This is a genomic window from Micromonospora sp. LA-10, assembly GCF_051853095.1.
Taxonomy (GTDB): Bacteria; Actinomycetota; Actinomycetes; order Mycobacteriales; family Micromonosporaceae; genus Micromonospora; species Micromonospora echinospora_A.
Window position 1 is genome coordinate 3,702,316 of the sequence record NZ_CP195710.1, and the last position, 22,487, is coordinate 3,724,802.

The 22,487-nt window shown below is 73.4% G+C and carries 17 protein-coding genes; 8 read left to right on the forward strand and 9 right to left on the reverse strand.

What is annotated here, in order from left to right:
* Positions 1-13 precede the first annotated feature (13 nt).
* Genes ACSDG8_RS17525 through ACSDG8_RS17535 form a run of 3 tightly spaced genes read right to left on the reverse strand, consistent with a single transcriptional unit; the run spans position 14 to position 4,561 of the window.
* The gene (locus ACSDG8_RS17525; RefSeq protein WP_210943041.1) at positions 14-646 is read right to left on the reverse strand and encodes a phosphoribosyltransferase; all 633 of its coding nucleotides are present in this window, start codon (positions 644-646) and stop codon (positions 14-16) included.
* Complete coding sequence (locus tag ACSDG8_RS17530; RefSeq protein WP_210943042.1) at positions 643-1,986, reverse strand: glycosyltransferase 87 family protein; 1,344 nt, start codon at positions 1,984-1,986, stop codon at positions 643-645. Before ACSDG8_RS17530 ends, ACSDG8_RS17525 begins: the two co-directional genes overlap by 4 nt.
* 40 nt (positions 1,987-2,026) lie before the next feature.
* Entirely contained in the window at positions 2,027-4,561 is a 2,535-nt protein-coding gene (locus ACSDG8_RS17535; RefSeq protein ID WP_439427048.1) for a putative bifunctional diguanylate cyclase/phosphodiesterase, read from the reverse strand.
* A 591-nt stretch (positions 4,562-5,152) separates the two neighbouring features.
* Here ACSDG8_RS17535 and ACSDG8_RS17540 point away from each other — a divergent pair.
* The 5 genes from ACSDG8_RS17540 (at position 5,153) to ACSDG8_RS17560 (ending at position 11,122) form a co-directional block, all read left to right on the forward strand.
* Positions 5,153-8,167: an AfsR/SARP family transcriptional regulator gene (locus tag ACSDG8_RS17540; RefSeq protein ID WP_439427049.1), complete on the forward strand. Its 3,015-nt coding sequence runs from the start codon at positions 5,153-5,155 to the stop codon at positions 8,165-8,167.
* A 238-nt stretch (positions 8,168-8,405) separates the two neighbouring features.
* Complete coding sequence (moaC, locus tag ACSDG8_RS17545) at positions 8,406-8,897, forward strand: cyclic pyranopterin monophosphate synthase MoaC (protein ID WP_073831132.1); 492 nt, start codon at positions 8,406-8,408, stop codon at positions 8,895-8,897.
* Positions 8,894-9,364: a MogA/MoaB family molybdenum cofactor biosynthesis protein gene (locus tag ACSDG8_RS17550; protein WP_210895330.1), complete on the forward strand. Its 471-nt coding sequence runs from the start codon at positions 8,894-8,896 to the stop codon at positions 9,362-9,364. Before moaC ends, ACSDG8_RS17550 begins: the two co-directional genes overlap by 4 nt.
* Positions 9,365-9,401: 37 nt before the next feature.
* Entirely contained in the window at positions 9,402-10,661 is a 1,260-nt protein-coding gene (locus ACSDG8_RS17555) for a molybdopterin molybdotransferase MoeA (protein WP_210895331.1), read from the forward strand.
* A 35-nt stretch (positions 10,662-10,696) separates the two neighbouring features.
* Positions 10,697-11,122 carry a molybdenum cofactor biosynthesis protein MoaE gene (locus ACSDG8_RS17560; protein ID WP_374223557.1) on the forward strand — a complete coding sequence of 142 codons (426 nt, stop codon included), beginning with the start codon at positions 10,697-10,699 and terminating at the stop codon, positions 11,120-11,122.
* A gap of 4 nt (positions 11,123-11,126) precedes the next feature.
* Here the strand turns inward: ACSDG8_RS17560 and ACSDG8_RS17565 are convergent, their stop codons facing one another.
* Both ACSDG8_RS17565 and ACSDG8_RS17570 read right to left on the reverse strand, forming a co-directional pair.
* Entirely contained in the window at positions 11,127-12,548 is a 1,422-nt protein-coding gene (locus ACSDG8_RS17565; protein ID WP_210943043.1) for a glycosyltransferase 87 family protein, read from the reverse strand.
* A gap of 204 nt (positions 12,549-12,752) precedes the next feature.
* Positions 12,753-13,298: a DoxX family protein gene (locus ACSDG8_RS17570; protein ID WP_210943044.1), complete on the reverse strand. Its 546-nt coding sequence runs from the start codon at positions 13,296-13,298 to the stop codon at positions 12,753-12,755.
* A 135-nt stretch (positions 13,299-13,433) separates the two neighbouring features.
* Between ACSDG8_RS17570 and ACSDG8_RS17575 the strand changes: the two genes are divergently transcribed.
* On the forward strand, positions 13,434-13,982 hold the full coding sequence (locus tag ACSDG8_RS17575; protein ID WP_210895334.1) for a GNAT family N-acetyltransferase: 549 nt from the start codon (positions 13,434-13,436) through the stop codon (positions 13,980-13,982).
* A gap of 28 nt (positions 13,983-14,010) precedes the next feature.
* Here the strand turns inward: ACSDG8_RS17575 and ACSDG8_RS17580 are convergent, their stop codons facing one another.
* Together ACSDG8_RS17580 and ACSDG8_RS17585 are read right to left on the reverse strand one after the other, a co-directional pair.
* Positions 14,011-15,246, reverse strand: a complete 1,236-nt coding sequence (locus ACSDG8_RS17580; RefSeq protein WP_210943045.1) for an ATP-binding protein — start codon at positions 15,244-15,246, stop codon at positions 14,011-14,013.
* A gap of 143 nt (positions 15,247-15,389) precedes the next feature.
* The gene (locus ACSDG8_RS17585) at positions 15,390-16,175 is read right to left on the reverse strand and encodes an LppU/SCO3897 family protein (RefSeq protein ID WP_210895336.1); all 786 of its coding nucleotides are present in this window, start codon (positions 16,173-16,175) and stop codon (positions 15,390-15,392) included.
* 85 nt (positions 16,176-16,260) lie between these two features.
* On the opposite strand from ACSDG8_RS17585, the gene ACSDG8_RS17590 reads away from it, so the two are divergent.
* Complete coding sequence (locus ACSDG8_RS17590) at positions 16,261-17,268, forward strand: EamA family transporter (RefSeq protein WP_439427050.1); 1,008 nt, start codon at positions 16,261-16,263, stop codon at positions 17,266-17,268.
* A gap of 11 nt (positions 17,269-17,279) precedes the next feature.
* Positions 17,280-17,915 carry a prepilin peptidase gene (locus ACSDG8_RS17595; RefSeq protein WP_439427051.1) on the forward strand — a complete coding sequence of 212 codons (636 nt, stop codon included), beginning with the start codon at positions 17,280-17,282 and terminating at the stop codon, positions 17,913-17,915.
* Positions 17,916-17,925: 10 nt separating this feature from the next.
* Here ACSDG8_RS17595 and ACSDG8_RS17600 read toward each other — a convergent pair whose 3' ends face one another.
* Both ACSDG8_RS17600 and ACSDG8_RS17605 read right to left on the reverse strand, forming a co-directional pair.
* The gene (locus ACSDG8_RS17600) at positions 17,926-21,111 is read right to left on the reverse strand and encodes a UvrD-helicase domain-containing protein (RefSeq protein ID WP_439427052.1); all 3,186 of its coding nucleotides are present in this window, start codon (positions 21,109-21,111) and stop codon (positions 17,926-17,928) included.
* Between the two features lie 94 nt (positions 21,112-21,205).
* Positions 21,206-22,468: a metallophosphoesterase gene (locus ACSDG8_RS17605; protein ID WP_439427053.1), complete on the reverse strand. Its 1,263-nt coding sequence runs from the start codon at positions 22,466-22,468 to the stop codon at positions 21,206-21,208.
* Positions 22,469-22,487 lie beyond the last annotated feature (19 nt).

Sequence of the window (22,487 nt, forward strand, 5' to 3'; positions counted from 1 at the left end):
GTACCGGGTGTTTTCACGCAGTGGCGGTCAGCGCCTGCGTGACCTCGTCGTCGGAGACCTCGTGGAAGTCCTCGTAGTACGCGCCGACGGCGGCGAAGTCGTGCGGGAGCTGGCAGCTCACGACCGTGTCGGCGTCGGCGTCGAGCATCTCGTACGCCTGCTCGGATCCGACCGGGACGGCGACGAGGACGCGGGCGGCGCCGAGGTGGCGGGCGACCTGGACGGCGGCGCGTGCGGTGGCGCCGGTGGCGAGTCCGTCGTCCACGACGACGGCGGTGCGTCCGGTGAGGTCCAGTGGCGGGCGGCCGCCGCGGTAGCGCTGCTCACGGCGGTCCAGTTCGGCCTGTTCGCGGCGGCGGACCTGGGCGCGGTCGTTCTCGCTGATCCGGCCGGCGACCATCTCGTTGAGGACCTGCACGCCGCCGGGGCCGAGCGCGCCGTACGCGACCTCGGGCGCCCAGGGCACGCCGAGCTTGCGGACGACGAGCACGTCGAGGGGTGCGCCGAGCCGGTCGGCGATCACCCGGGCGACGGGTACGCCGCCGCGGACCAGGCCGAGCACGATGACGTCGGGTCGGCCGGCGAGGTCGGTCAGGCGCTCGGCGAGTTCCCGTCCCGCCTCGGCCCGGTCGCGGTAGGTGGTCATCCCTCAGGTGTACGCCTTCCGACCGGATCGCGCGGGGCGGTTGCCGGGAATGCCGTCGGGTCCGCTGGTCGGGTGAGCGCCAGCGCCGGGGCGAGCACGAGCAGCGCGGCCGGGTAGAGCAGGTAGCCGAAGCGGGTGGAGGGCATGAGCAGGATCGCGGCGAGCAGCCCGTACCCGCAGATGATCGTGGTGGTCGCGGCGGTGCGTGGCGGGCGGCGCAGCAGCCGGACGGCGATCGCGAGTCCGGCGGCGACGAGCAGCGCGGCGGCGATCACCCGGCCGGCCGGGAGCGTCTCGGCGATCAGGTGCCCGGGGAAGGGCGACTGGGCGGGACTGGTCACCATGCCGTGGCCGAGGGGGAAGCGCAGGACGTTCTCGACGAGGGCGTCGCGGTCGACGAGCAGCACCGGGACCAGCGCGAGGACTGGCAGGCCGAGGGCGCCGAGGGCGGTGCGCAGGGTGGCGCGGCGGGTGGCGGCCCAGAAGAGCAGGACGAGGGCGATCGGCCAGGCGAAGAGTTTCAGCGCGCCGGCGGCGCCGATCGCGAGTCCGGCGCGGCCGGGTCGTCCGGCGGCGGCGAGCGCGAGGGCGAGCAGACAGAGCGCGAGTACGGGCAGGTCGTCGCCGCCGGTGGCCAGGGTGAGCGCGCAGATGGGCAGGACGGTGGCGGCCTGGACGGCGCGCAGTACGGCGGCGTCGCGGCGGGGCGCGGTCGGGCCGCCGGCGGCGCGCAGTGTGGCGACGAGGGCGATCAGGGTGAGCGCGGTGACCACGGCGAACCAGATGCGGGCGTCGGTCCACCAGGCGTCCACCGCGGCCCGGGGCAGCCCGAACAGTGCCATGCCGGGCTGGTAGGGGGTGTAGCCGAGGAGTTGTTCGCCGGGGGGCAGCGCGGCGATGGCGTCGGGGCCGAGGTAGGGGGTGCCGTGCTCGGTGAGGCGGGTGCCGGCGTGTTCGACGACGATCACCTCCTCCTGGGCGCGGTCGGTGCGTCCGCCGGCCCGTTCGAGGCTTTGCGTGACGATCGGCAGCAGCGCGGTGGTGGCCCAGGTGATTCCGGTGACCGTCCAGCGTGCGGGCAGCCCGGCCAGGGGTGTGCCGGCGGCGCGGCGGCGGGCGAGCAGTTGCGCGGTGGCCGCGAGGGTGGCGAGCGCGTACCCGATGGTGGCGACGGTGCCCCAGGCGCGGTGCGGCGGCAGCGTGGAGGTGGCGGCGGTGATCGCGGCGAAGACGGTGGCGGTGGCGTAGAGGCCCAGGTCGAGGGCGAGGCCACCGGCTGCGGTGTCGAGTGCCGACCAGCGGCGGGAGACGGGGGTCGCGGGGTCGGCGTGGGCGGTCACGCGGGCCAGTCTGGCAGACCGGCGCGGTGGTCCGGCGGGGTCAGGGTTGCCGGGAGTCGCCGGCGGCAGACGTGTTCGGGCGGGTGCGGGCACCGCCGGCGCGGCGTCCGGGGAGGCGGATCACGGCGCCCGCGTCGTGCAGGGCGGGTGCGAGCGCGCCGGTCCGGCCGCCGTGGCCGCGTTGGAGGCTGGCGAGCAGCGCGGCGGCGGGCAGTGGCCGGGCGAAGAGGTGGCCCTGGCCGGCGGCGCAGCCGAGTTCCCAGAGGGCGCGGCGCTGGGGTTCGCTCTCGACGCCCTCGGCGACGACTGTGAGGTTGAGGCTGCGGCCGAGGTCGAGGGTGGAGCGGATGACGGCGGCGGCTTCGGGCGCGGTCTCCATGGCGGTGACGAAGCTGCGGTCGATCTTCAGTTCGTGCACGGGGATGCGGGAGAGCAGGGAGAGCGACGAGTATCCGGTGCCGAAGTCGTCGAGCGCCAGGCGGACGCCGGAGTCGCGCAGGCGGCTGAGGACGCGGTCGACCACGTCGAGTTGGCTGAGCGTGAGCGTCTCGGTCAGTTCCAGCACGAGCCGGTCCGGCGGGAGGTCGTGGGCGCGCAGCCGGGCGAGCACCGCGCCGGGGAAGCGGGCGTCGAGCAGGCTGCGGGGGGACACGTTGACCGAGACGGGCAGGTCGAAGCCGGCGTTGCGCCAGGAGCCGGCGGCGATGAGAGCCTGGTCGAGGATCGCCTCGGCGAACGCGGGCAGCAGGCCGGAGCGTTCGACGGCTTCGAGGAAGCGCAGCGGGTCGATGAGCCCGTGGGTGGGGTGGTGCCAGCGGGCGAGGGCTTCCGCGCCGATCACCTGGCCGCTGCCGAGGTCGACGATGGGCTGGAAGTTGACTGTGAATTCGTGGTCGGCGACTGCGCGGGGCAGTTCACCGCCGAGGGTGAGCCGGCTCAGGTCGGCGGTGTCGCGGGCGGGCGCGTAGGTGGCGAGGCGTTGGCCGGCGCGTTTGGCCTGGTACATGGCCACGTCGGCGCGGCGCAGCAACTCGGGCATCCCGCCGGTGGCGGGGGCGACGGCGATGCCGCCGCTGGCCTCCACGCTGATCCGCATGCCGTCCACGTCGAGCGGATCGTGCAGGGCGTTGAGCAGGGCCTCGGCGCGGTGCGAGGCGACGGCCGGGGCGGGCAGGCCGCGCAGCAGCACGGCGAACTCGTCCCCGCCGAGCCGGGCGACGAGGTCGTCGGGGCGGGCCGCGCGGCGCAGCCGCTCGGCGACCTGGATCAGCACCCGGTCACCGGCGCCGTGGCCGAGGGTGTCGTTCACTTCCTTGAAGTGGTTGAGGTCGATCAGCACCAGCGCGGTGACGCCGCCGGCGTGCCGGGTGGTGAGCTGGGCGCTGCCCTCGTCCAGCAGGTGACGCCGGTTGGACAGGCCGGTGAGGGCGTCGTGGGTGGCGGCGTAGGCGTTGTCCTGGGCGATGCGGGCGAGTTCGGCGTACGCCTGGGCGTTGCGGACCGCGGTGCAGAGGGCGGAGGCGAAGGTACGCAGGGTGTACTGCTCCCGCTCGGAGAGCTCGACCGGACCGGCGAACCGCAGGCGCAGCACGCCGAGGTCGTCGGTGCGGTTGTGGCCTTCCAGCGGGACCGGCATGACCCGGCCGTCGATGTCGCTGGGCCGGGGCGACGTTCCGTCGTACGCGATGCCGGAGGCGTTCCCGCGCACGGTGCGTCCGCCCTCGCGCAGTTCGATCTCGATCTCGTCGGCGGAGAAGAGTTCGCTGGCTTCGGTGACGGCGGTGGTCAGCACCTGGTCGAGGTCGACCACGTTGAGCGCGTCGGTGGCGCGGGCGAGTCGTTGCCACGCCTGCTGTTCGGTGCGGGTGCGGATCCGGCTGGAGTAGGCCAGGTGGAGGCTGAGGACCAGTGCCGGTACGGCCGGCAGCAGCCGGGGGTCGACCCGCAGGATGAGTACGGTGCAGGCGGCCACCAGGAACCGCAGGCCGAAGCCGGCGATGCGGAGGTCGAGGTCGTCGCGGAACTGCCGGAGGACGGGCGTGCCGGAGGCGAGCGCGATGACCGGGATCGCGAGGACGTCGTCGAGGACCGCGGCCACCAGGTAGACGAACCCCAGCAGCACGACGATGCCGAGAGGTTCGTGGGGTGGCCATGCACTGCCCAGGGCCAGTGCGGCGAGCGTGGCTCCGCCGGCCACCAGTGTGTGCTTCGCGATGGCGAACGCCACCTTGATGGGGGCGAGGCGGGTCACCGATCCGCATGCCACGCCGATCCCGGTGGCCAGGATGACCCACGAGGGCGGAGCGACGGCGAGGCCGATGACGATCGCGGTCTCGACCCAGGCGAAGTAGAAGGTGGTCGAGCGGATCCGGAGACGTGTCTTGATGACGGTGGCCAGCGTCACCGTCAGCACGAGGGCCGTGACGGTGACGAAGTCACGTGCGGAGTCAGGGTGTTGCGTGCGGGCGGAGAAGATCGCGGTGAGGGCGACGATCGTCGCCCCCGCGACCAGCGTGTAGACGATCCCGCGCAGGCGCGAGTCGACAGCCGTTCGGCTTTCCGTCGCTCGGCTCAACCGGAGTCACCCGCCGCTCACCGTCGGTATGCGATGAGCGGCAGCCTACCGCTTCGCCCGTGGCCGGGAAACTCATCCCCATTCGGTGCTGCGCATTGTGCTGCCTCCTTCGGATATCGCTACGGGGCGGAATCGCGGTGGGCCGAAGTCGTTGCTCCGGTCTGATTCGCGAATTGCCCGCCGGCCGTGCTGTGCCTTCTTGGCGCCTATGTGCGCCCTGCTGCCTGAAGGCAGATTAGGGGATATCCGAGTGGTTCGAAAGAATTAATGTCGGTATGCGCAATATAAGTAAGTATCACCGATTAAATGACGTTCTGTCCACGCGCGGTGTGCGGAGCGGAGCCGATCGTCTCCTTCACGTACCCGCGCAGTCGCTCAGCGCCATCAGATAGGCAGAGGAGGCTTACGTCGCCTGTAGCGTCGTCGCGGCGGCGGAACATTACAACCGTGCTTTGGGCGGCTTCTGTGGTCGGGTCGGGTGAGGATCGGCAGTGGTGCGGCGGGCCCTTGGCAAGGGGCAACGGCTTTGTGGCAAATCGATTACGCTGCGGCCTGGCGTGGACAAGAGCCGACTGAGGCTGGAACAGCAGCATGGAAATCCAAGTTGTCGGTGGTCTGGCGGTGCGGCTCGGTGCCGCGGACCTCTCGCTTGGAACCCCCAAACAGCAGGTGGTCCTGGCGCTGCTGGTCGTGCGGGCCAATCAGTTGGTCCCGATGCACGACCTGGTGGACGAGCTGTGGCCCGACGATCCGCCCCGCTCCGCGATCGCCAACGTCCGGACGTACGCCGGCAACCTACGGCGCAGCCTTGACGCGTACGGGGACGACAGGCTCAGGATCGTCCGTGAGCCGGGTGGCTACCGGCTCTTCGCCGACGAGAGGCTGATCGACCTGCACCGGCTGACCGCGCGGTGGCGCCATGCCCGGGAGCTGATGCGAGCGGGAGAGCCGGCGCAGGCGGTCCCGTTGCTGAAGGATGTGGGCGAGACGACGGCGCCGCTGCTCGCGGGGCTGACGCTGGGGCCGGTGCTGACGGCCCGGCGAGAGGCCACGAGCCAGGAACGCCGAGCAGCGCTGGAGTCGCTGGCGGAGGCGCATCTCATCCTGGGGCATCCGGAATCGGCGGTGTCGCTACTGCGTGAAGAGGTCTCCCGGCAGCCCTTGTGGGAACGAGCGCAGTGTCTCCTGATGCGTGCCCTCATCGCGGCCGGCGACGCGGGTGGCGCGCTGGCCGTCTATCGCGCCGCGCGCGAGGCCCTCACCGACGAACTGGGTGTGCCACCCAGCGAGGAGATGGAGCACCTACGGGTCGCCGCCGCCCTCGCCCGTCGACGGCTTCCCGACTCCGTCCACGAAGCGGACACAATTCAGAAAGGCGCTCACAAGCGCAACTGGCTGCCGCGCACAGTGCCGGACTTCGTCGGCCGGAAGGAAATTGTCGATCGCTTATTGCACGACGTGAGCGAGCAATCCGGTAGCGGCCCGACGATCCGTCTGATCGACGGCATGGCGGGCTGCGGCAAGACGACTCTTGCCCTGCACGTGGCCTCGCGGCTGGCCGAACGCTTCCCCGACGGGCAGCTCTTCGTCGACCTGCGCGGGCACACCGAGGACACGTGGATGACGCCTGCCGCGGTGCTTGACATCCTTCTTCGCCAAATGGGTGTGCCGGCCGACCGGATACCGATGGAACTGCCCGATCGATTGGAGATGTGGCGACGGGAAGTGGCCATGAGATCCGTGATTGTGGTGCTCGACAACGCCGCGGACAGCCCGCAGGTCGAACCGCTGCTGCCCACCTCCGGACCGGCGGTGGTGCTCGTCACCAGCCGGCGCCGCCTGCTGGCGCTCACCGAACGGCCGCCGGTGTCCATCGCCGTTCTCTCCGAGCCCGAGGCGCTGCAACTGCTCACCACGCTTGTCGGAGACGGGCGGGTGGCGGCCGACCCGGAGGCCGCGCGGCAATTGGTCGGCATCTGCGGATGCCTGCCACTCGCGGTCCGGCTGGCCGGCACCCGCCTCGCCCACCGGCCCGACTGGCGCATCTCCGACCTCGTCGAGAGGTTGAACCACAGGTCGATGCTCCTGCCCGGTCTCCGTACCGAGGCGCGGAGCGTGATCGAGGCGTTCGCCGAGTCGTACGAGCCGCTCGACGAGGCGTGCAAGCGGACCTTCCGGTCCTTCGGGCTGGTCGCCGGCAGCCACCTCGACACCGCCATGGTCGCCGCCCTCAACGATCTGCCGTGGCGGGAGGCAGCGGACATCCTCGACGAACTGGTGGACCGCAACCTCGTGCAGGAGACAGCGGCGGGCCGGTATCGCCTGCACGATCTGATGAGGCGGTACGCCTCCGAGTTGGCCCGTCAGGAGGACGAGTCCCCGTCCCGGCACGCGGCGGTCCGGAACCTGCTGGATCATCTGCTGCACTCGGTGGTGCGGGCCTCGGCGCGGCTCGAGGACGACGGCGTACTCGCGAAGCACCTCCGGCTCGGGGAGCCACGCCGGGCGGACCTGCTCGTCGGGCGCGGTCACGGCGACCTCGACTGGCTGGAGGAGCAGCGCCTGAACCTGGTCGCCTTCGTCCGCCAAGCGGCGGAGGAGGGTCACGACCAGTTCGCATGGCAGCTCGCGCGTGCCGACTGGCGCTTTTTCTACACACGCGGCTACTTCGACGACATCTACGCCACCCATGCGGCGGGTCTGGCGGCGGCCCAGCGCTGCGGAGACCGGCACGCCGTGGCGCTCATGCACAACTACCTCGCGTCGGCCTGCGTGCGTACCGGCGCCTTCCAGGACGCCTCCACGCATCTGCACGAGGTCGTCTCGATCCTCATCGGGCTCGGTGACGAGGCGGGCGCGCAGCGGGCGCGGTTCAACCTCGGCGCGGTGCACTGGCTCACCGGGCGACTCCAGCAGTCGCTGGAGATCAACCGCCTGACGCTGCGCAGCACCGTGCTGGACACCCTGCCCGTCCTGCCCAACCTCGGCCTCACGCTTCGCTACCTGGGCCGTAATGACGAGTCGACGGCGGTTCACCGGCTCCACCTCTTCGTCGCGCGTACCCGGCAGGACCTGTTCCACATGTCGAACGCGCTGGGGCACCTGGGTGGCGTCAGGTACCGGCTCGGGCAGAACACGCAGGCCGAGCGGCTGCTGCGCGCTTCGCTGGCACTCCGGGACCGCACCGGCAACGGCTTCGGACGCGCCGAGACGATCAGCGACCTCGCCGGGACCTACCGCCAGCTCGGCCGCTACGACGAGGCGTTGCGGCACCACGAGGCCGCCATCGAGGCCGCCGCCGCCTCCGGTGAGCGGCACGTCCAGGCCGAGGCGCGCAACGAGCTGGCCGTCACCCTGCGAGCCATGGGCCGAGGCGGGGAGGCTGCCGCCGTGTTCGAGGAAGCCCTGGCCATCGCCACCCGGATCGCCCACCCGTACGAGCAGGCCCGCGCCCTCAGCGGCCTGGCCGAACACCTGGCGGCCGAGCAGCCGGCCGAGGCGCGGCGATACCGGCAGCGCGCCCCGGCGATCTTCGAACGGATGGGCGCCCCCGAGCGTCACGAGCTGGGCCGACAGCTCGCCGGGACGCCCTCACCACCGGCCTGATCCGGCTTATCGATTTCTTATCGCGGGCTCCGTTAGCGTCCCGTCGTCGGCCACGGGGAGGGTTCACCGGTCGTGTGGACCAGGCCGAACGAGGCCCCCACCGTCAATTTCCCCCCAGCAAATCGGCGGTGGGCAGGCGAGGGAGGGGCGCCGCTGTGCATCGGCATCCGCCGTGGCGCTCCTCCCCGCCGACGGCCGGAGCACGCGCGTCGTCGTACCCGGCGGATAGGGTCGGGCCGTGACCGAACCCGCGCAGCTCACCCACGTCGACCCGGCCGGCGCAGCCCGGATGGTCGACGTCTCCGCCAAGCCGGTCTCGGGCCGGCTCGCGGTCGCCGCCGGCCGTCTCCGCACCACCGCCGAGGTGGTCGAGCTGCTGCGCCGCGACGGCCTGCCCAAGGGCGACGCGCTCGCCGTCGGCCGGCTCGCCGGCATCATGGGCGCCAAGCGCACGCCCGACCTGATCCCGCTCTGCCACCCGATCGCGCTGCACGGCGTCACGGTCGACCTCGACCTCACCGCCGACACGGTGGAGATCACCGCCACCGCGAAGACCGCCGACCGCACGGGCGTCGAGATGGAGGCGCTGACCGCGGTGGCGGTCGCCGGCCTCGCCCTGGTCGACATGGTCAAGGCCGTCGACCCGGCCGCCTCGGTGGAGGCCGTCCGGGTGCTCCGCAAGGAGGGCGGCAAGACCGGCGAGTGGGTCCGGCCGGAGGACCGGCCGTGATCCGGGCCCGGGTGATCGTGGCCTCCAACCGGGCCGCCGCCGGGGTGTACGAGGACACCAGCGGCCCGCTGCTCGTGACCGGCCTGCGTGAGCTGGGCTGCGAGGTCGACCCGCCGGTGGTGGTGCCGGACGGCGACCCGGTCGGTCAGGCGCTGCTCGCCGCCCGCGAGGAGCGCGTCGACGTGGTGCTGACCAGCGGCGGCACCGGCATCACCCCGACCGACCGCACGCCCGAGGTGACCCGCGCGCTGCTCGACTACGAGATCCCCGGCATCGCCGAGGCGATCCGCGCGTACAGCCGCGACACCGTGCCGACCGCGGCGCTGTCCCGCGGGCTGGCCGGAGTGACCGGCCGGACGCTCGTGGTCAACCTGCCCGGTTCGCGGGGCGGCGCCCGCGACGGCCTGGCGGTGCTCGGGCCGATCCTGCGGCACGCCGTCGACCAGCTTCGCGGCGGCGACCACTGAGCCCGCGGGCCGCGTGCCCCGGCGCTAGGCTCGCCGGATGAGCACGGAAACCGAAGCCGCCGCGGCCGAGGCGGCCACGCCACCCCCGGCCGGTTGGGAGGAGGCCCGCTCCCGGGTGTACGCGGTGGGCCTGTCCGCCGCGCTCCCCGCCGTCGCCCGTCCGCTGGCCGAGGCCGACGGGCACACGCTGGCCGAGCCGCTGACGACGCGTACCGACCTGCCGGCGTTCCCCACCTCCAGCGTGGACGGCTGGGCGGTGCGTGGCCCGGGCCCGTGGCAGGTGGTCGGCCGGGTGCTCGCCGGACACACCGCGGCGCCGTTGGAGGCCGACGGCAGCACTGTCGAGATCGCCACCGGCGCGATGGTTCCCGAGGGCACGACAGCGATCCTGCGGATCGAGGAGTCGGCCCGCACGGCGGACGGCCTGGTGACCGGCACTCCCCGTACGCAGCCGGAGTGGCGGGAGCCGGGCGAGGAGGCGTACCTCGGGGAGGAGCTGCTGCCCGCCGGCACGCCGGTGGATCCGGCGGTGATCGGCCTGGCCGCCTCCTGCGGGCACGACACGCTGCGGGTCCGCCGCCCACCCCGGGCCGCGCTGCTGGTCTTCGGCGACGAGCTGCTCACCTCGGGTCCGCCCGGCGCGGGCCGGGTCCGCGACGCGCTCGGCCCGTCGGTGCCCGCGTGGCTGCGCCGCTACGGCTGCCAGGTGCGTATGGCCGACGTGGTCGGCCCGGTCGCCGACACGCTGCCCGCGCACGTGGCGGCGCTGCGTGGCGCGCTCGCCAACGCCGACCTGGTCTGCACCACCGGCGGCACCATGCACGGGCCGGTCGACCACCTGCACCCGACGCTGGAGGCGCTCGGCGCCGACTACGTTGTCAACACGGTGGCGGTGCGCCCGGGCTTCCCGATGCTGCTCGCCCGGCTGGTGGACGACGACGGGCGGGTGCGGTTCGTGGCCGGCCTGCCCGGCAACCCGCAGTCCGCGGTGGTGGCGCTCGTGTCGCTCGTCGCGCCGCTGCTCGCCGGTCTCACCGGCCGGCCGATGCCGGTGCTGCCGCACGTGACGCTGGCCGAGCCGATTCCCGGGCGCGGCGACTACACGCATCTGGCGCTGGCCCGCTGGGACCGGATCGCCGGCACCGCGTACCCGGTGCGGCACGTCGGCTCGGCCATGCTGCGCGGTCTCGCGGGCGCGGACGGTTTCGCCGTGATCCGGCCCGGCACCAGTGGCGCGGCCGGCGACCGGGTGCCGCTCGTGCCGCTGCCGCTGACCCCCGGGGAGCGTGCCGGGTGAGCGCGACGAACGAGCCGACGGGAGACGTCGTGACAGTGGAGGCAGGCGTGGTGCTCGGCGCGGTGACCGACCGGCCGCTCGACCTGGCCGAGCACGAGGCGGCGGTCGCCGACCGCCGGGCCGGCGCGGTGGTGTCCTTCCAGGGCGTGGTCCGCGACCACGACCACGGGCGGGGAGTCACCCGGCTGGAGTACGAGGGCCACCCCACCGCCGAGGCGGTGCTGCGCGAGGTGGCGGCCGAGATCGCCGCCGACCCGGCGGTGTACGCGGTAGCGGTGTCGCACCGGATCGGCCCGCTGGAGATCGGCGACGTGGCGCTGGTGGCAGCGGTCAGCACGGCGCACCGGGCGGCGGCGTTCGCCGCGTGCGCGCGGCTGGTCGACGAGGTCAAGGCGCGGCTGCCGATCTGGAAGCGGCAGGTGTTCGACGACGGCACCGAGGAATGGGTGAACTGCCCCTGAACGCTCAGCGCCGGGCGGCGAGCGTGCCGGCTCGGCTCAACCGGTCGTGGTAGAACGCCGGCTCGGCGCCCGGACGCCACGGCAGCGCCGCGACCAGCACGATCAGCGCGATGGCCAGGGAGTTCTCCATGAGCGCGCCGAACAGGCCGTCCTGGTAGTGGGACACCTCGGGGAGCTGGTGCTCGTACGGCCAGATCGGTGAGATCAGGAACAGCAGGTAGAGCCCGAGCGCGCCGGCGCCGTGGCGGAGCCCGGTGAGCGTCGGGTACCAGATGGGCGGGCGCAGCGCGGGCACCCCGTTGGCCGAGGGCCCGCTGCCGCGCAGGGGCACGCCACGGCTCGCGTCGCGGCGGCGTACCGCGGCGTCGGCCAGCACGATGATCGCCGGGATGACCCAGATCAGGTGGTGCGACCAGGAGATCGGGCTGATCACGTTGGCGGTGAGCCCGACGAGTGTGAACGCGGTCAGTTCGTCGCCGTCGGCGCGGGCGCTGATCGCCCGGGACAGGCCCAGCGCCAGGAGCAGCACCGAGAAGGCGAGCCAGAGCAGACCGGGCGTCTCGATCGAGTCGTAGAGCCGCGCCAGCAGCCCGGCGAGCGACTGGTTGGCGGTCATGTCCGCCGCACCGACCCGCTCGGTCTGCCACAGCACGCTCGTGAAGTAGGCGCGGGACTCCTCGCCGACCACACCGAACGACGCGATGGTCACGCCGATGGTGGTGCCGACAGCGGTGAGCGCGGTCCGCCACTGCCGGGTGAGCATCAGGTAGGCGACGAACAGCGCCGGGGTGAGCTTGACGGCGGTCGCGAGGCCGATGCCGACGCCCGCCCAGGCGCCGCTGTAGACGAACCGGGCCAGCGGCGAGTCGGCGGTCTCGTGGTGGGTGCCCCGCTTGGCGCGCCAGCGCAGGCCCACCATGTCGGCCATGATCAGCGCGAACAGCAGCAGGTTGACCTGGCCGTAGCCGAGCGTCTCCCGGGACGGCTCGATGGCTACCGCGAGCGGGGTGGCGATGCCGACGGTGAACCAGAGCGGCCAGCCGAGCCGGTCCACGATGGGGCGCAGCAGCGCCGCCAGGACGACCGCGAGCGCGCCGATGCTGGCCAGCGCGTTGACGAAACCGGCGCCGTCGACCGGCAGCCAGGACATCGGCAGCATGACCAGGCCGGCGAACGGCGGGTAGGTGAAGCCCAGTGTGGTCGACGGCGCGACGAAGTCGTACAGCTCGTTGCCGCTGGCCCACCACACCACAGCGCCGTGGTAGATCTTCATGTCGAAGAAGTTGTATGGCCGTCCGAAGGCGCCGATGGCCAGCCACGCGGCGTACGAGACGGCGGCCACGACGCCGAGGCGCACGACGGACCGGCGGTCGACGCGGGAGGTCGGGGCGAGGCGGTTGGTCCGTCTACCGACTGCCGTCGGCATGGCGTGGCCACCCCCGTACCAAGGTCGTCGTACCCGTCCAGGTCCAGAACGGAGCCTAGAACGGCGCCTCACGTTGCTGCCTCCCGCGTTACGCGACCGTGTCCGATCCCACACGTGTTTGCGACATTTCCGCCGCGTTAACGGGTCTCGGACGGTTCAGGTGATTGGTGGCCTTGCGGGGGTGGTGGCCGTACGAAAGGGCTGTCAGCCAGGCATTCTGCGGGCGGTCGCCGCGGAGCGTACGGCGATCTTCGCATCGCGGCGTGCGGTGCGGACCGCGCGCTTGACCGACCGGCGCGAGTGGTCGATCCGGTGGCTGGCGCGCCAGCGCAGCCCCGGCTTGCCCTCGGTGTCGGCGGCGGCGAGGAGAAGGCCACCGAGCAGGCCGAGGTTCTTCAGGAAGTGGACCTGGTTGTTGTTGCGTGCCGCCGGGTCGTCGTTCTTCCAGAAGGCGTGACCGGCGGCCGTGGTCGGGATCAGGGAGCCGGCGAGCACCAGCGCGGCCGGGCGGGTGAACCGGCCGGTGGCCAGCATCAGGCCGCCGACGAGCTGGGTGGCGGCGTTGGCCCGGATGAGCGTCAACGTATCGGTGGGGATGCGCGGGTGGACGTTGCGGATCAGCGGGGCGAACTTCCCGGTGACCGGTTCCGCAGCCTGCACCAGCCGTTCCGGGTTCTGCAGGTTGCGGGCGCCGCTGACCACGAAGATGCCGCTCAACATGACTCGGGCGAGGGAGCGCACGGGCTTCATGGCTCAGTCTTACCCCGTCGCGGGCGTCGTCATCCCCGCAACACACGAAAGGTATCGGCCGACGTGGACGTCCGGACGGTATCGATTTCAGCGACCGTCGCGGATGGACCGGTCGCGTTCGGTAAGGTCGCGCGGGTGACGACGCTGCGACTACGCCCGGAGGGCCCGGCCGACGAGCCGGCGGTGGCCCGGGTGCTGGCCGCCGCCTTCGCCCGGCCCGACGTGGCCACCCCGCCGGAGGTCGGCCTGGTCGAGGAGCTGCGGCACAGCCCGGCGTGGATTCCCGAGCTGGCCATGGTCGCCGAGTACGGCGGCGAGGTGGTGGCGTACGCGCTGCTCACGCGCGTGGGCGTACGCACCGACGCCGGCCGCGTGTGGCCGGCGCTGGCCTTGGGCCCGGTGGCTGTGGCGCGGCACCGGCAGCGGCTCGGTCACGGCACGGCGGCGGTGCAGGCGGCGCTGGACGCGGCCACCGAGCTGGGCGAGCGGCTGGTGGTGGTGTTGGGCGATCCGGCGTACTACCGGCGGTTCGGGTTCGGCCGGGCGGACCGGCTGGGCCTGACCAGCCCCTGGTCCGGGCTGGGCGAGCCGTGGCAGGCGCTGGTGCTGCCGCCGTCGGTGAGCGAGGAGCCGCCGCCCCCGTCCGGCGAGGTGGTCTTCCCGCCGCCGTGGTCGCGGGTCTGAGCGGTTCAGGTGTGAGCGGTCGGAGCCGTCAGGTCGGCTGGGTGCGCAGGTAGCGGCCGAAGTGCGGCACCGTGAACGCCACCGTCCCGCGCTCCCCGGAGTAGATCAGCCCCTTCTTGATGAGCGCGTCACGGGCCGGGGAGAGGCTGGCCGGCTTGCGGCCGAGCGCGCGGGCGATCTCGGCGGTGGGCACCGCAGCGTCCATGTCGTCGCGGCCGCCCTCCTCGCCGTCCACCAGCGCCAGCGTGGCCATGGCGCGCATGTATTCGCGTTCGGCCGGGGTGGCCCGCTCGAACCGGGAGCCGAAGAACCCCACCGCCAGCTCCGCCTCCGCCTCGGGCGCGGCGACCCGGACGTCCGCCGCGGTGATCGGCGAGCGGGGGGCGTGGTCCCAGGTGGCCTTGCCGTACGCCTGGACGAAGTAGGGGTAGCCACCGGACTTCTCGTAGAGCAGGTCGAGGGCTTTCTGCTCGTACTCGACCTCCTCCCGCTCGGCCGGCGCGCAGAGCGCCTGGTCGGCGGCGATCCGGTCGAGCCGGTCGATGCGCTGGTAGCGGTAGAGCCGCTCCGAGTAGGACTTGGCGGCGCTGAGCACCGCCGGCAGGTGCGGCAGGCCCGCGCCCACCACGATCAGCGGCGCGCCGAGCTGGGACAGCTCGTGGCAGGCGGCGCAGAGCGCGGAGACGTCCTCGGCGCCGACGTCCTGCATCTCGTCGATGAAGATCGCGATGCCGGTGCCGACGTCGGTGGCGACCGCCGCCGCGTCGCTGAGCAGCTCGACCAGGTCGATCTCGATGTCGCCGGAGTCGGCGCGCCCGCTGCTCGCGGGCACGTCGATGCCGGGCTGCCAGCGGTCGCGCAGCTTGGGCGCCGCGCCACCGCGTCCGGTGGGCGCGGAGCGTTGCGCGAACGCCTTGAGTACGCCGAGGAAGGCGTCGATCCGGTCCGGGGCGCGGTGCCGGGGCGCCAGTTCACGGACCGCCATGTGCAGCGCGGCGGCGATCGGCCGGCGCAGCGACTGGTCCGGCCGCGCCTCGATCTTGCCGGTGCCCCAGAGGTGGTTGATCGCCTCGGACCGCAGCGTGTTGAGCAGGACCGTCTTGCCGACGCCGCGCAGGCCGGTGAGCATCAGGCTGCGTTCGGGGCGGCCGCGCGCGATGCGTTCCAGCACCACGTCGAACACGTCGAGTTCCCGCCCCCGCCCGGCGAGTTCGGGCGGGCGCTGGCCGGCGCCCGGCGCGTACGGGTTGCGGACCGGATCCACGAATCGCACAGTATCGGGTTCTCTAGCGACCAGGCTAGACGTGCGTAGAGGCGGCTACCGCGTGTCGGCCTCGACATAAAACTAGGGCTGTCTAGCGTGGATGCTAGACAGCCCTAGTTTTGGGTACGGACCGGCCGGGGTCCTCAGCGGCGCTTCAGGCAGAGCACGAAGTCGAGCGTGTCCAGCTCACTGTCGAAGAAGTACCAGTCGGTGTACCCGTCGACCTTCCCGCACTTCGCCTCCGCGTCCTTCTTGCCGCTCGTCGCGCCGTCGACGCGCCGCAGCACCTCGTACGTCTTCGGGGCGCAGTCGGCGATCACCAGCTTCGGCTGCCCACCGCCGCCCTCGTTGGCGACGCACTGGCCCGCCTTCACGAAACGCGGATCGGTCGACGAGGCCGGCGCCGGCGCCGTGGGCGACTCCTCCGCCGGATCGCTCGGCGCCGCTTCGGTCGGATCCGCGGCCGGCGCGGTGGCCGCCGTCGTCCCCGCGGTCGGGCTCTCGTCGTCCCGGCCGAGCATCCAGTACGCCCCGGCGCCACCGAGCAGCAGCACCGCCAGCACGACCACGACCACCAGCAGCGGCCCCTTGCCCCGCTTCGGCGGCGTCGGCTCGGCGTACGGGGGCTCCCCGCCGCCGTACTGCGGGCCGGCGTAGGGGCCGGCCGGGTGACCCTGCTGCGGCGGGCCGGGGGACCAGGCCGGACCCGGCTCGTAGCGCTGCGTCGGCGGGCCGTACTGATCAGCCGGCGGGCCGTACCGGTCGGCGGGCCCGTACTGGTGGGTCGGCGGCCCGTACTGATCTTCGGGCGGGCCGTACGGCCGCGCGCCCTGCGGCGCGTAGCGCGGATCGGGCTGCGGGGCGTAGCCGTCGTCGGGCCGTCCCCAGGGGTCGGGGGAGCCGCCGCCCGGTGGACCGAAGTTCGACATGAACGCCTCCTGCGTACGCCAGTGCTGAGAGGCCGGCCACCAACTGGGGACGCCGACGCCGTGGCCACCGTAGCGTGGTCCCTCGATGAGCTCACGCCCCACGAGTGCGACGAACGCTGTCGATTCCGCGACGCCGCCGACCCGTACCGCCCTGATCTGGACCGCACTCGTGCTGGTCTACCTGCTCTGGGGCTCGACGTACCTGGGTATCCGGGTCGCCGTCGAGTCGCTGCCGCCGCTGATCTCCGCCGCGATGCGGTTCGCCGCCGCCGCCGTGGTGCTCGCCGTGGTGCTGCGCCTGCGACGCGGACCCGGCGCGCTTCGGGTGCCCGCGCGCCGCGTCGGCTCCGCCGCGCTGATCGGCGTGCTGCTGCTCGCCGGCGGAAACGGACTGGTGGTGCTCGCCGAGTCGGGTCCGGCCGGAACCGCGGTGCCCTCGGGCGTGGCCGCGCTGCTGGTGGCCACCGTGCCGCTGCTGGTGGTGCTGCTGCGGACCATGGGCGGGGACCGGCCCCGGCCGTGGACGTTCGCCGGGGTGACGCTCGGGTTCGCCGGCCTCGTCGTGCTGGTGCTGCCCCGCGACGGCGTGGACGGCGTGCCGGTGGCCGGCGCGCTGACAGTGGTCGCGGCCGCCGCGAGCTGGTCGGTCGGCTCGTACCTGTCCGGGCGGATCCGGATGCCCGCCGACCCGTTCGTGGCCACCGTCTACGAGATGACGGCCGGCGCGGTGGTGCTCGCGCTGGTCGGCGTCGCCCGTGGCGAGCTGCGCGGCTTCAGTTTCGCCGAGGTGACCGGGCGGTCCTGGGCGGCGCTTGCCTACCTGATGGTGGCCGGTTCGCTCGTCGCCTTCACCGCGTACGTCTGGCTGCTCGCGCACGCGCCGATCTCCCTGGTCTCCACGTACGCGTACGTGAACCCGGTGGTCGCGGTGGCGCTCGGCGCGCTGTTCGTCGCCGAGCCGATCACCTCGCAGGTGCTGCTGGGCGGCGCGGTCATCGTGGTCGGCGTGGCGGTGGTGGTGAGCACCGAGCGACCCCGCCGGTCCCCGCCACAACCCGTCGACGGGACCGTCGGGGAACCCGCCGGGCGGTAGCGTCCCGGCCCGTGTCGGCGCTGCTGGTGACGGGGATCGCGCTGCTGGGCGCGCCGGCCGGGTGGGTGGCCGTACCGGTCGGCCGGTTGTTCTGCGCGGATCGGGCCGCCGGGCGGCGCGCTCCGCGGCGAGCTGTCCTCGCCTCGGTCGGCGCCGTGGCGTTCGGCGGGCTCGCCGCCGCCCGGGGCGACGACCCGGCGCTCCCCACGCTGCTGCTGGTCGCCTCCGTCGGGCTGGTCCTCGCGGTCACCGACCTGACAGCGCTGCGCCTGCCCGACCCGCTCGTCGGCGTGGCCGCGCTCGGCGGCGGACTCGGCCTCACCGCAGCCACGGCGGCGACCGGCGAACCGCGCCGCCTCGCCGTCGCGGCAGCCGGGGCCGCGCTCTCCTTCATCGGGTACGCGCTGCTGGCGCTGCTGCCCCGGGCCCGGCTCGGGTTCGGCGACGTGAAACTCGCCGCCGCGCTCGGGTTGCCGCTGGGCTGGCTCGGCTGGCCGGCCCTGCGCCTCGGACTGCTCCTGCCGCACGTGCTCGCCGGAGTCGCGGTGCTCGTCCTGCTCGCCGCCGGCCGGGTACGCCGGGACACGCCGGTGCCGTTCGGCCCGGCGATCCTCGGCGGCGCGTGGCTCGCCGCCGTCCTCACCTGACGCGCGCCGGTCAGATCAGCCGGAGCTGGTGGTCCTTCGGACGGCGGGGCTCGGTCGCGTCCAGGCGCTCGAACAACGCCGGGTCGATCACGTCGAGGAACGGTGACGGTCGGGTGTCGCGTTCCGCGCCGTGCCGGGCCCGCCGGCCCGAGTGGCTGACGTACAGCCGGTCCTGCGCCCGGGTCAGCCCGACGAAGAACAACCGCCGCTCCTCGGCCACCGCGTCGTCGTCCGGCTCGCTCCCGGGCCAGCGCAGCGGCAGCAGCCCGTCCTCGGCGCCGACCAGGAACACCACCGGGAACTCCAGGCCCTTCGCGGCGTGCAGCGTCAGCAGCGTGACCGCCTCGGCGCGCGGGTCCAGCGCGTCCACCTCCGCGCCGGTGGCGAGCTGATTGAGGAACAGCTCCAGGTCGTCGTCGCAACGCCGGGCCAGCGGGGCGAGCAGGTCCACCGCCGTGCGGACGTCCTCGGGGCGTACCGCGCCGGAGCCGTCGAGCGTCGGCACGGCGAAGCGCTCGGCCAGGATCTGCCCGGCCTGACGTACCCGGGCGGCGAGCGAACCGTCCAGACCGGCGTGACGCAGCTCGCGGGCGATGGCCGGCACGCCGGGACGGTCACGCAGCCGGTCGTGCGAGCGCTTCTGCACCGGGATGTTCGCCCGGGCCAGCGCGTCCACGATCGGCGCGGCCTGCGCGTCCGTGCGGTACAGCACCGCGATGTCGGAGAAGGACAGCGACGTGGTCCGCCCGTCGATCCGCCCCGAGTCCAGCGAACGGTGGGACAGGCCACCGACCAGCTCGTCCACGGTGCGGACCACGAAGTCGGCCTCGTCGTAGGCGGAACTCGCCGCGTACCGGCCGACCAGCGGCGCCTCCGGATCGAGCCGGGCCGGGTCGAGGCGACGGCCCCGCACCAGCGACGACGGCGCGATGGCCTGCACGGCGGCGGCCAGGATCGGCGCCGAGGAGCGGTAGTTGCGGTTCAGCCGCACCAGCCGGGCGTCGGTGAAGTCCTGCGAGAAGCGCAGGAAATACCCCACGTCCGCGCCCCGGAACGAGTAGATCGCCTGGTCCGGGTCGCCGATCGCGCACAGGTTGCCGTCCGGCGGGCTGAGCAGCCGCAGCAGGTCGTACTGCACCGCGTCGACGTCCTGGTACTCGTCGACGAAGATCCACTTCCACCGCTCGCGGTACTCCCGGACCAGCTTCCGGTCCCCCTTGAGCAGCGCCACCGGCAGCGTCAGCAACTCGTCCAGGTCGACCAGGTCCCGCTTGCGCAGCAACGCCGTGTACCGCTCGTCGTCGTCACCGGCCTCGGCACGCGCCGCCGACCGGTCCGCGTCGTCGGCGATCCGGAAGTCCGCCGGCAGCCCGGCCGCCGCCGCGTTCTCCCGCAGCACGGTCAGGCCCAGCGAGTGGAACGTACCCACAGTGACGTCCTCGGCGACCGGCCCGAGTAGCCCGTCCAGCCGGTGCCGCAGCTCCTCGGCCGCCCGGCGGGTGAACGTGATCGCCAGGCACTGGTCCGGGAAGACGTTCAGCTCCGCGCACAGATACGCGATCCGGTGCGTGAGCGTGCGGGTCTTCCCGGTGCCCGGACCGGCCACGATGAGCAGCGGGCCACCGGGCGCGGACGCGGCCACCCGCTGCATCGCGTCCAGCCGGTCCAGCAGACCGGTGCCGACCTCCTCCATCCCGGCGAGCATCGGCTCGAACGGCTCGTGCGGGGACGGCGGCGGCGCGATCGGAGGCGCGGGCGGCGGCGTCCGCTTCGGCTCCGGCCGGGCCGCCGCCGGGCGCTTGGCCTTCGGCTTCGGCGCCGGCTCCGCGGGCCGCCGCTGCGCGGGCACGGGTACGTCGAACAGCGTCTCCTGCCCCGCCCCGGCACCCGGACCGCCCAGCTCCGCCGGGTCGAACAGCGTGATCACGCCGTACTCCCCGTCGTAGCCCGGCACGCGGCGCACGTCGCCGCGACGCAGCCGGCCGATGCCCTCCGCGAGCAGCTCGCCACCGACGCGGCCGATCTCCTCGACCGGGGTACGCGTGAGGATCTCCAGCTCCGGGCCGAGCGCGGCGATCAGCTCGTTGAGCTTGCCCTCGACCTTCTTCGACCGCGCGCCCACCCGGTTCAGCTCGCCCAGGATCTCCGCCAGCGGCACCAGGTGGGTCACCTCGCGCGCGTGCGCCGGACGGTGCCCCTCCGGCCGGTCCGCCAGCTCCTCGACCCGGCTGAGCACGCCCACCGTCAGTGGCTTGCCGCACTCCGGGCAGCGTCCGCCCGCCTCCCGGGTCCGCTGCGGCGACCAGTTCACGCCGCACAGCCGGTGCCCGTCGGCGTGGTACTTGCCCTCCTCCGGGAAGAACTCGACGGTCCCGGCGAGCCCGTCCCCGGTGCGCAGCGCCTCACGGATGGCGAAATAGTCACGGGCGGCGGTCAGGACCGTGGCCTCCCGGGCCAGGGCCGGCGGCGAGTGCGCGTCCGAGTTGGACACCAGCTGGTAGCGGTCCAGGCTGCCGACCCGCCAGTTCATCGCCGGGTCGGACGACAGGCCGGTCTCCACCGCGAAGATGTGCTCGGCCAGGTCCGCGTAGCAGTCGGCGATCGCGTCGAAGCCCGACTTCGAGCCCAGCGCGGAGAACCAGGGCGTCCAGATGTGCGCCGGCACCAGATAGCCGTCCGGGCTCGCCTCCAGCGTGATCTCCAGCAGGTCGCGGGAGTCCAGCCCGAGGATCGGCCGCCCGTCCGAGCCGAGGTTGCCGATCCGGCCCAGCGCGGTGTTGAACCGCCCCACCGCGTCCAGGTCCGGCAGGTAGATCAGGTGGTGCACCTTGCGCGTGCGGTCGTCCCGCTTGTAGATCGTGGAGATCTCCACGCTGAGCATGTACCGGACCGGGTCCGCCTCCGCCTCGCTCGCCAGCCGGGGCGGCAGCCGCCGGGCGACGTCCCGCTCCGCCTCGGGCGCGAGCCGGTACAGGCCGGGCTCGGCCGGGTGCAGCGTCTCGCGCAGGTGGTCGTACCAGGCGGGATGCGTGAAGTCACCGGTGCCGAGCACTCCGATGCCCTTGCGCCGGGCCCACCAGGCCAGGTTCGGCAGGGTCAGGTCGCGGCTGCACGCGCGGGAGTACTTCGAGTGGATGTGCAGATCCGCGACGTACGGCGGTACGCCACCGGGGGGTGCGGCGCTGAACGGAGGCACGCCGCATCCTGTCACGTCCGGTCCCCCGCCCGCCCGTCGCCACGCGTACGGGTGACCTGAGCAATGCGGTGCTGGACTCGGAGGCCCGTGCGCGCTATGAGGCGCGCAACTCCACGAGCGTCACCTGAGGCGGCGCGCCCACCCGGACCGGCGGGCCCCAGAAACCGGCGCCGTTCGTGACGTAGACCTTCGTGCCGTCCACCTCGCCGAGACCGGAGACCACCGGCTGTTCGAGCTTGACCGCCAGGTTGAACGGCACCATCTGGCCGCCGTGCGTGTGCCCCGAGAGCTGGAGGTCGACGCCGAACTTCGCGGCCTCCTGCGCGGCCACCGGCTGATGGGCGAGCAGCACCACCGGCCGGCTCGGGTCGCGGTCGCCGAGCGCGGCGGCGTAGTCCGCGGGGGCGGCCACCCCGGTGCCGGCTGCGCTCACGTCGTTCACCCCGGCCAGGTCCAGCACGCCGCCCCGGGCCTGGATCTCCTGCCGCTCGTTCTGCAGCACCCGCAGGCCGAGCCGGTCCACCTCGCGGACCCACTCCTCCACGCCCGAGTAGTACTCGTGGTTACCGGTGACGAAGAAGCTGCCGTACCGGGACCGCAGGTCGCGCAGCGGCTCGGCGGCCTCGCCCAGCTCGGCAACCGTGCCGTCGACCAGGTCACCGACCACGGCGACCAGGTCGGCGTCCATCCGGTTGATCATCGCGACGATCCGCTCGGTGTGCGCCCGCCCGCGCAGCGGCCCGAGGTGGATGTCGGAGACGGTGGCGATGCGCAGCCCGTCCATGCTGCGGGGCAGCTTGGCCAGCGGGATCTGCACCCGGTCGAGCTGCGGAGGACCGATGGCGGTGCGGACGCCGTACCCGGTGACGCCGGCGGCGGTCAGCCCGGCGAAGATCGCCGCACCGCGCGCGAGCAGCAGCCGCCGCGAGGGATCGTGGTCCGGCGCGTCGGTGCCGGCGGCCGGCGCGTCGGTGGTGTCGACCGGCGGCGGCGTCCCGCCTTCCGCGGTTGCCGCGCCGACGAGCGCCGGCTCGGGTTCGGGGCCGGCGGCGACCGCCGAGCGGGCGCGGCGGCGCAGCACCAGCCGGACCACAGCGGTGGGCACTTCGAGCACCAGCAGGATCACCAGCAGGTAGAACATGAGCGCGACCCAGAGGTAACCGGGCCAGGCCAGCCAGTACCAGCCGTTGCGGGTGCCGGCCAGGGTCACCGGCACGAGCACCGCCAGCGCCACTATCGCCACCCCGCCGGCCCGCCGCCACCGGCCCGGGCGCGTGGTGTCCCGGACCAGCCGCTTCCACAGGTAGAAGTGGATCAGGGCGATCACGAGCACGACGAAGCCCAGGAATGTTGCCATGGCCAGCACGTGTGCCCCC

Coding starts and splice junctions, on each gene's coding strand:
- ACSDG8_RS17525 (WP_210943041.1), bottom strand. CDS start 646: ATGACCACCTACCGCGACCGGGCCGAGGCGGGACGGGAACTCGCCGAG.
- ACSDG8_RS17540 (WP_439427049.1), top strand. CDS start 5,153: ATGGAAATCCAAGTTGTCGGTGGTCTGGCGGTGCGGCTCGGTGCCGCG.
- ACSDG8_RS17555 (WP_210895331.1), top strand. CDS start 9,402: ATGAGCACGGAAACCGAAGCCGCCGCGGCCGAGGCGGCCACGCCACCC.
- ACSDG8_RS17565 (WP_210943043.1), bottom strand. CDS start 12,548: ATGCCGACGGCAGTCGGTAGACGGACCAACCGCCTCGCCCCGACCTCC.
- ACSDG8_RS17570 (WP_210943044.1), bottom strand. CDS start 13,298: ATGAAGCCCGTGCGCTCCCTCGCCCGAGTCATGTTGAGCGGCATCTTC.
- ACSDG8_RS17585 (WP_210895336.1), bottom strand. CDS start 16,175: ATGTCGAACTTCGGTCCACCGGGCGGCGGCTCCCCCGACCCCTGGGGA.
- ACSDG8_RS17590 (WP_439427050.1), top strand. CDS start 16,261: ATGAGCTCACGCCCCACGAGTGCGACGAACGCTGTCGATTCCGCGACG.
- ACSDG8_RS17605 (WP_439427053.1), bottom strand. CDS start 22,468: ATGGCAACATTCCTGGGCTTCGTCGTGCTCGTGATCGCCCTGATCCAC.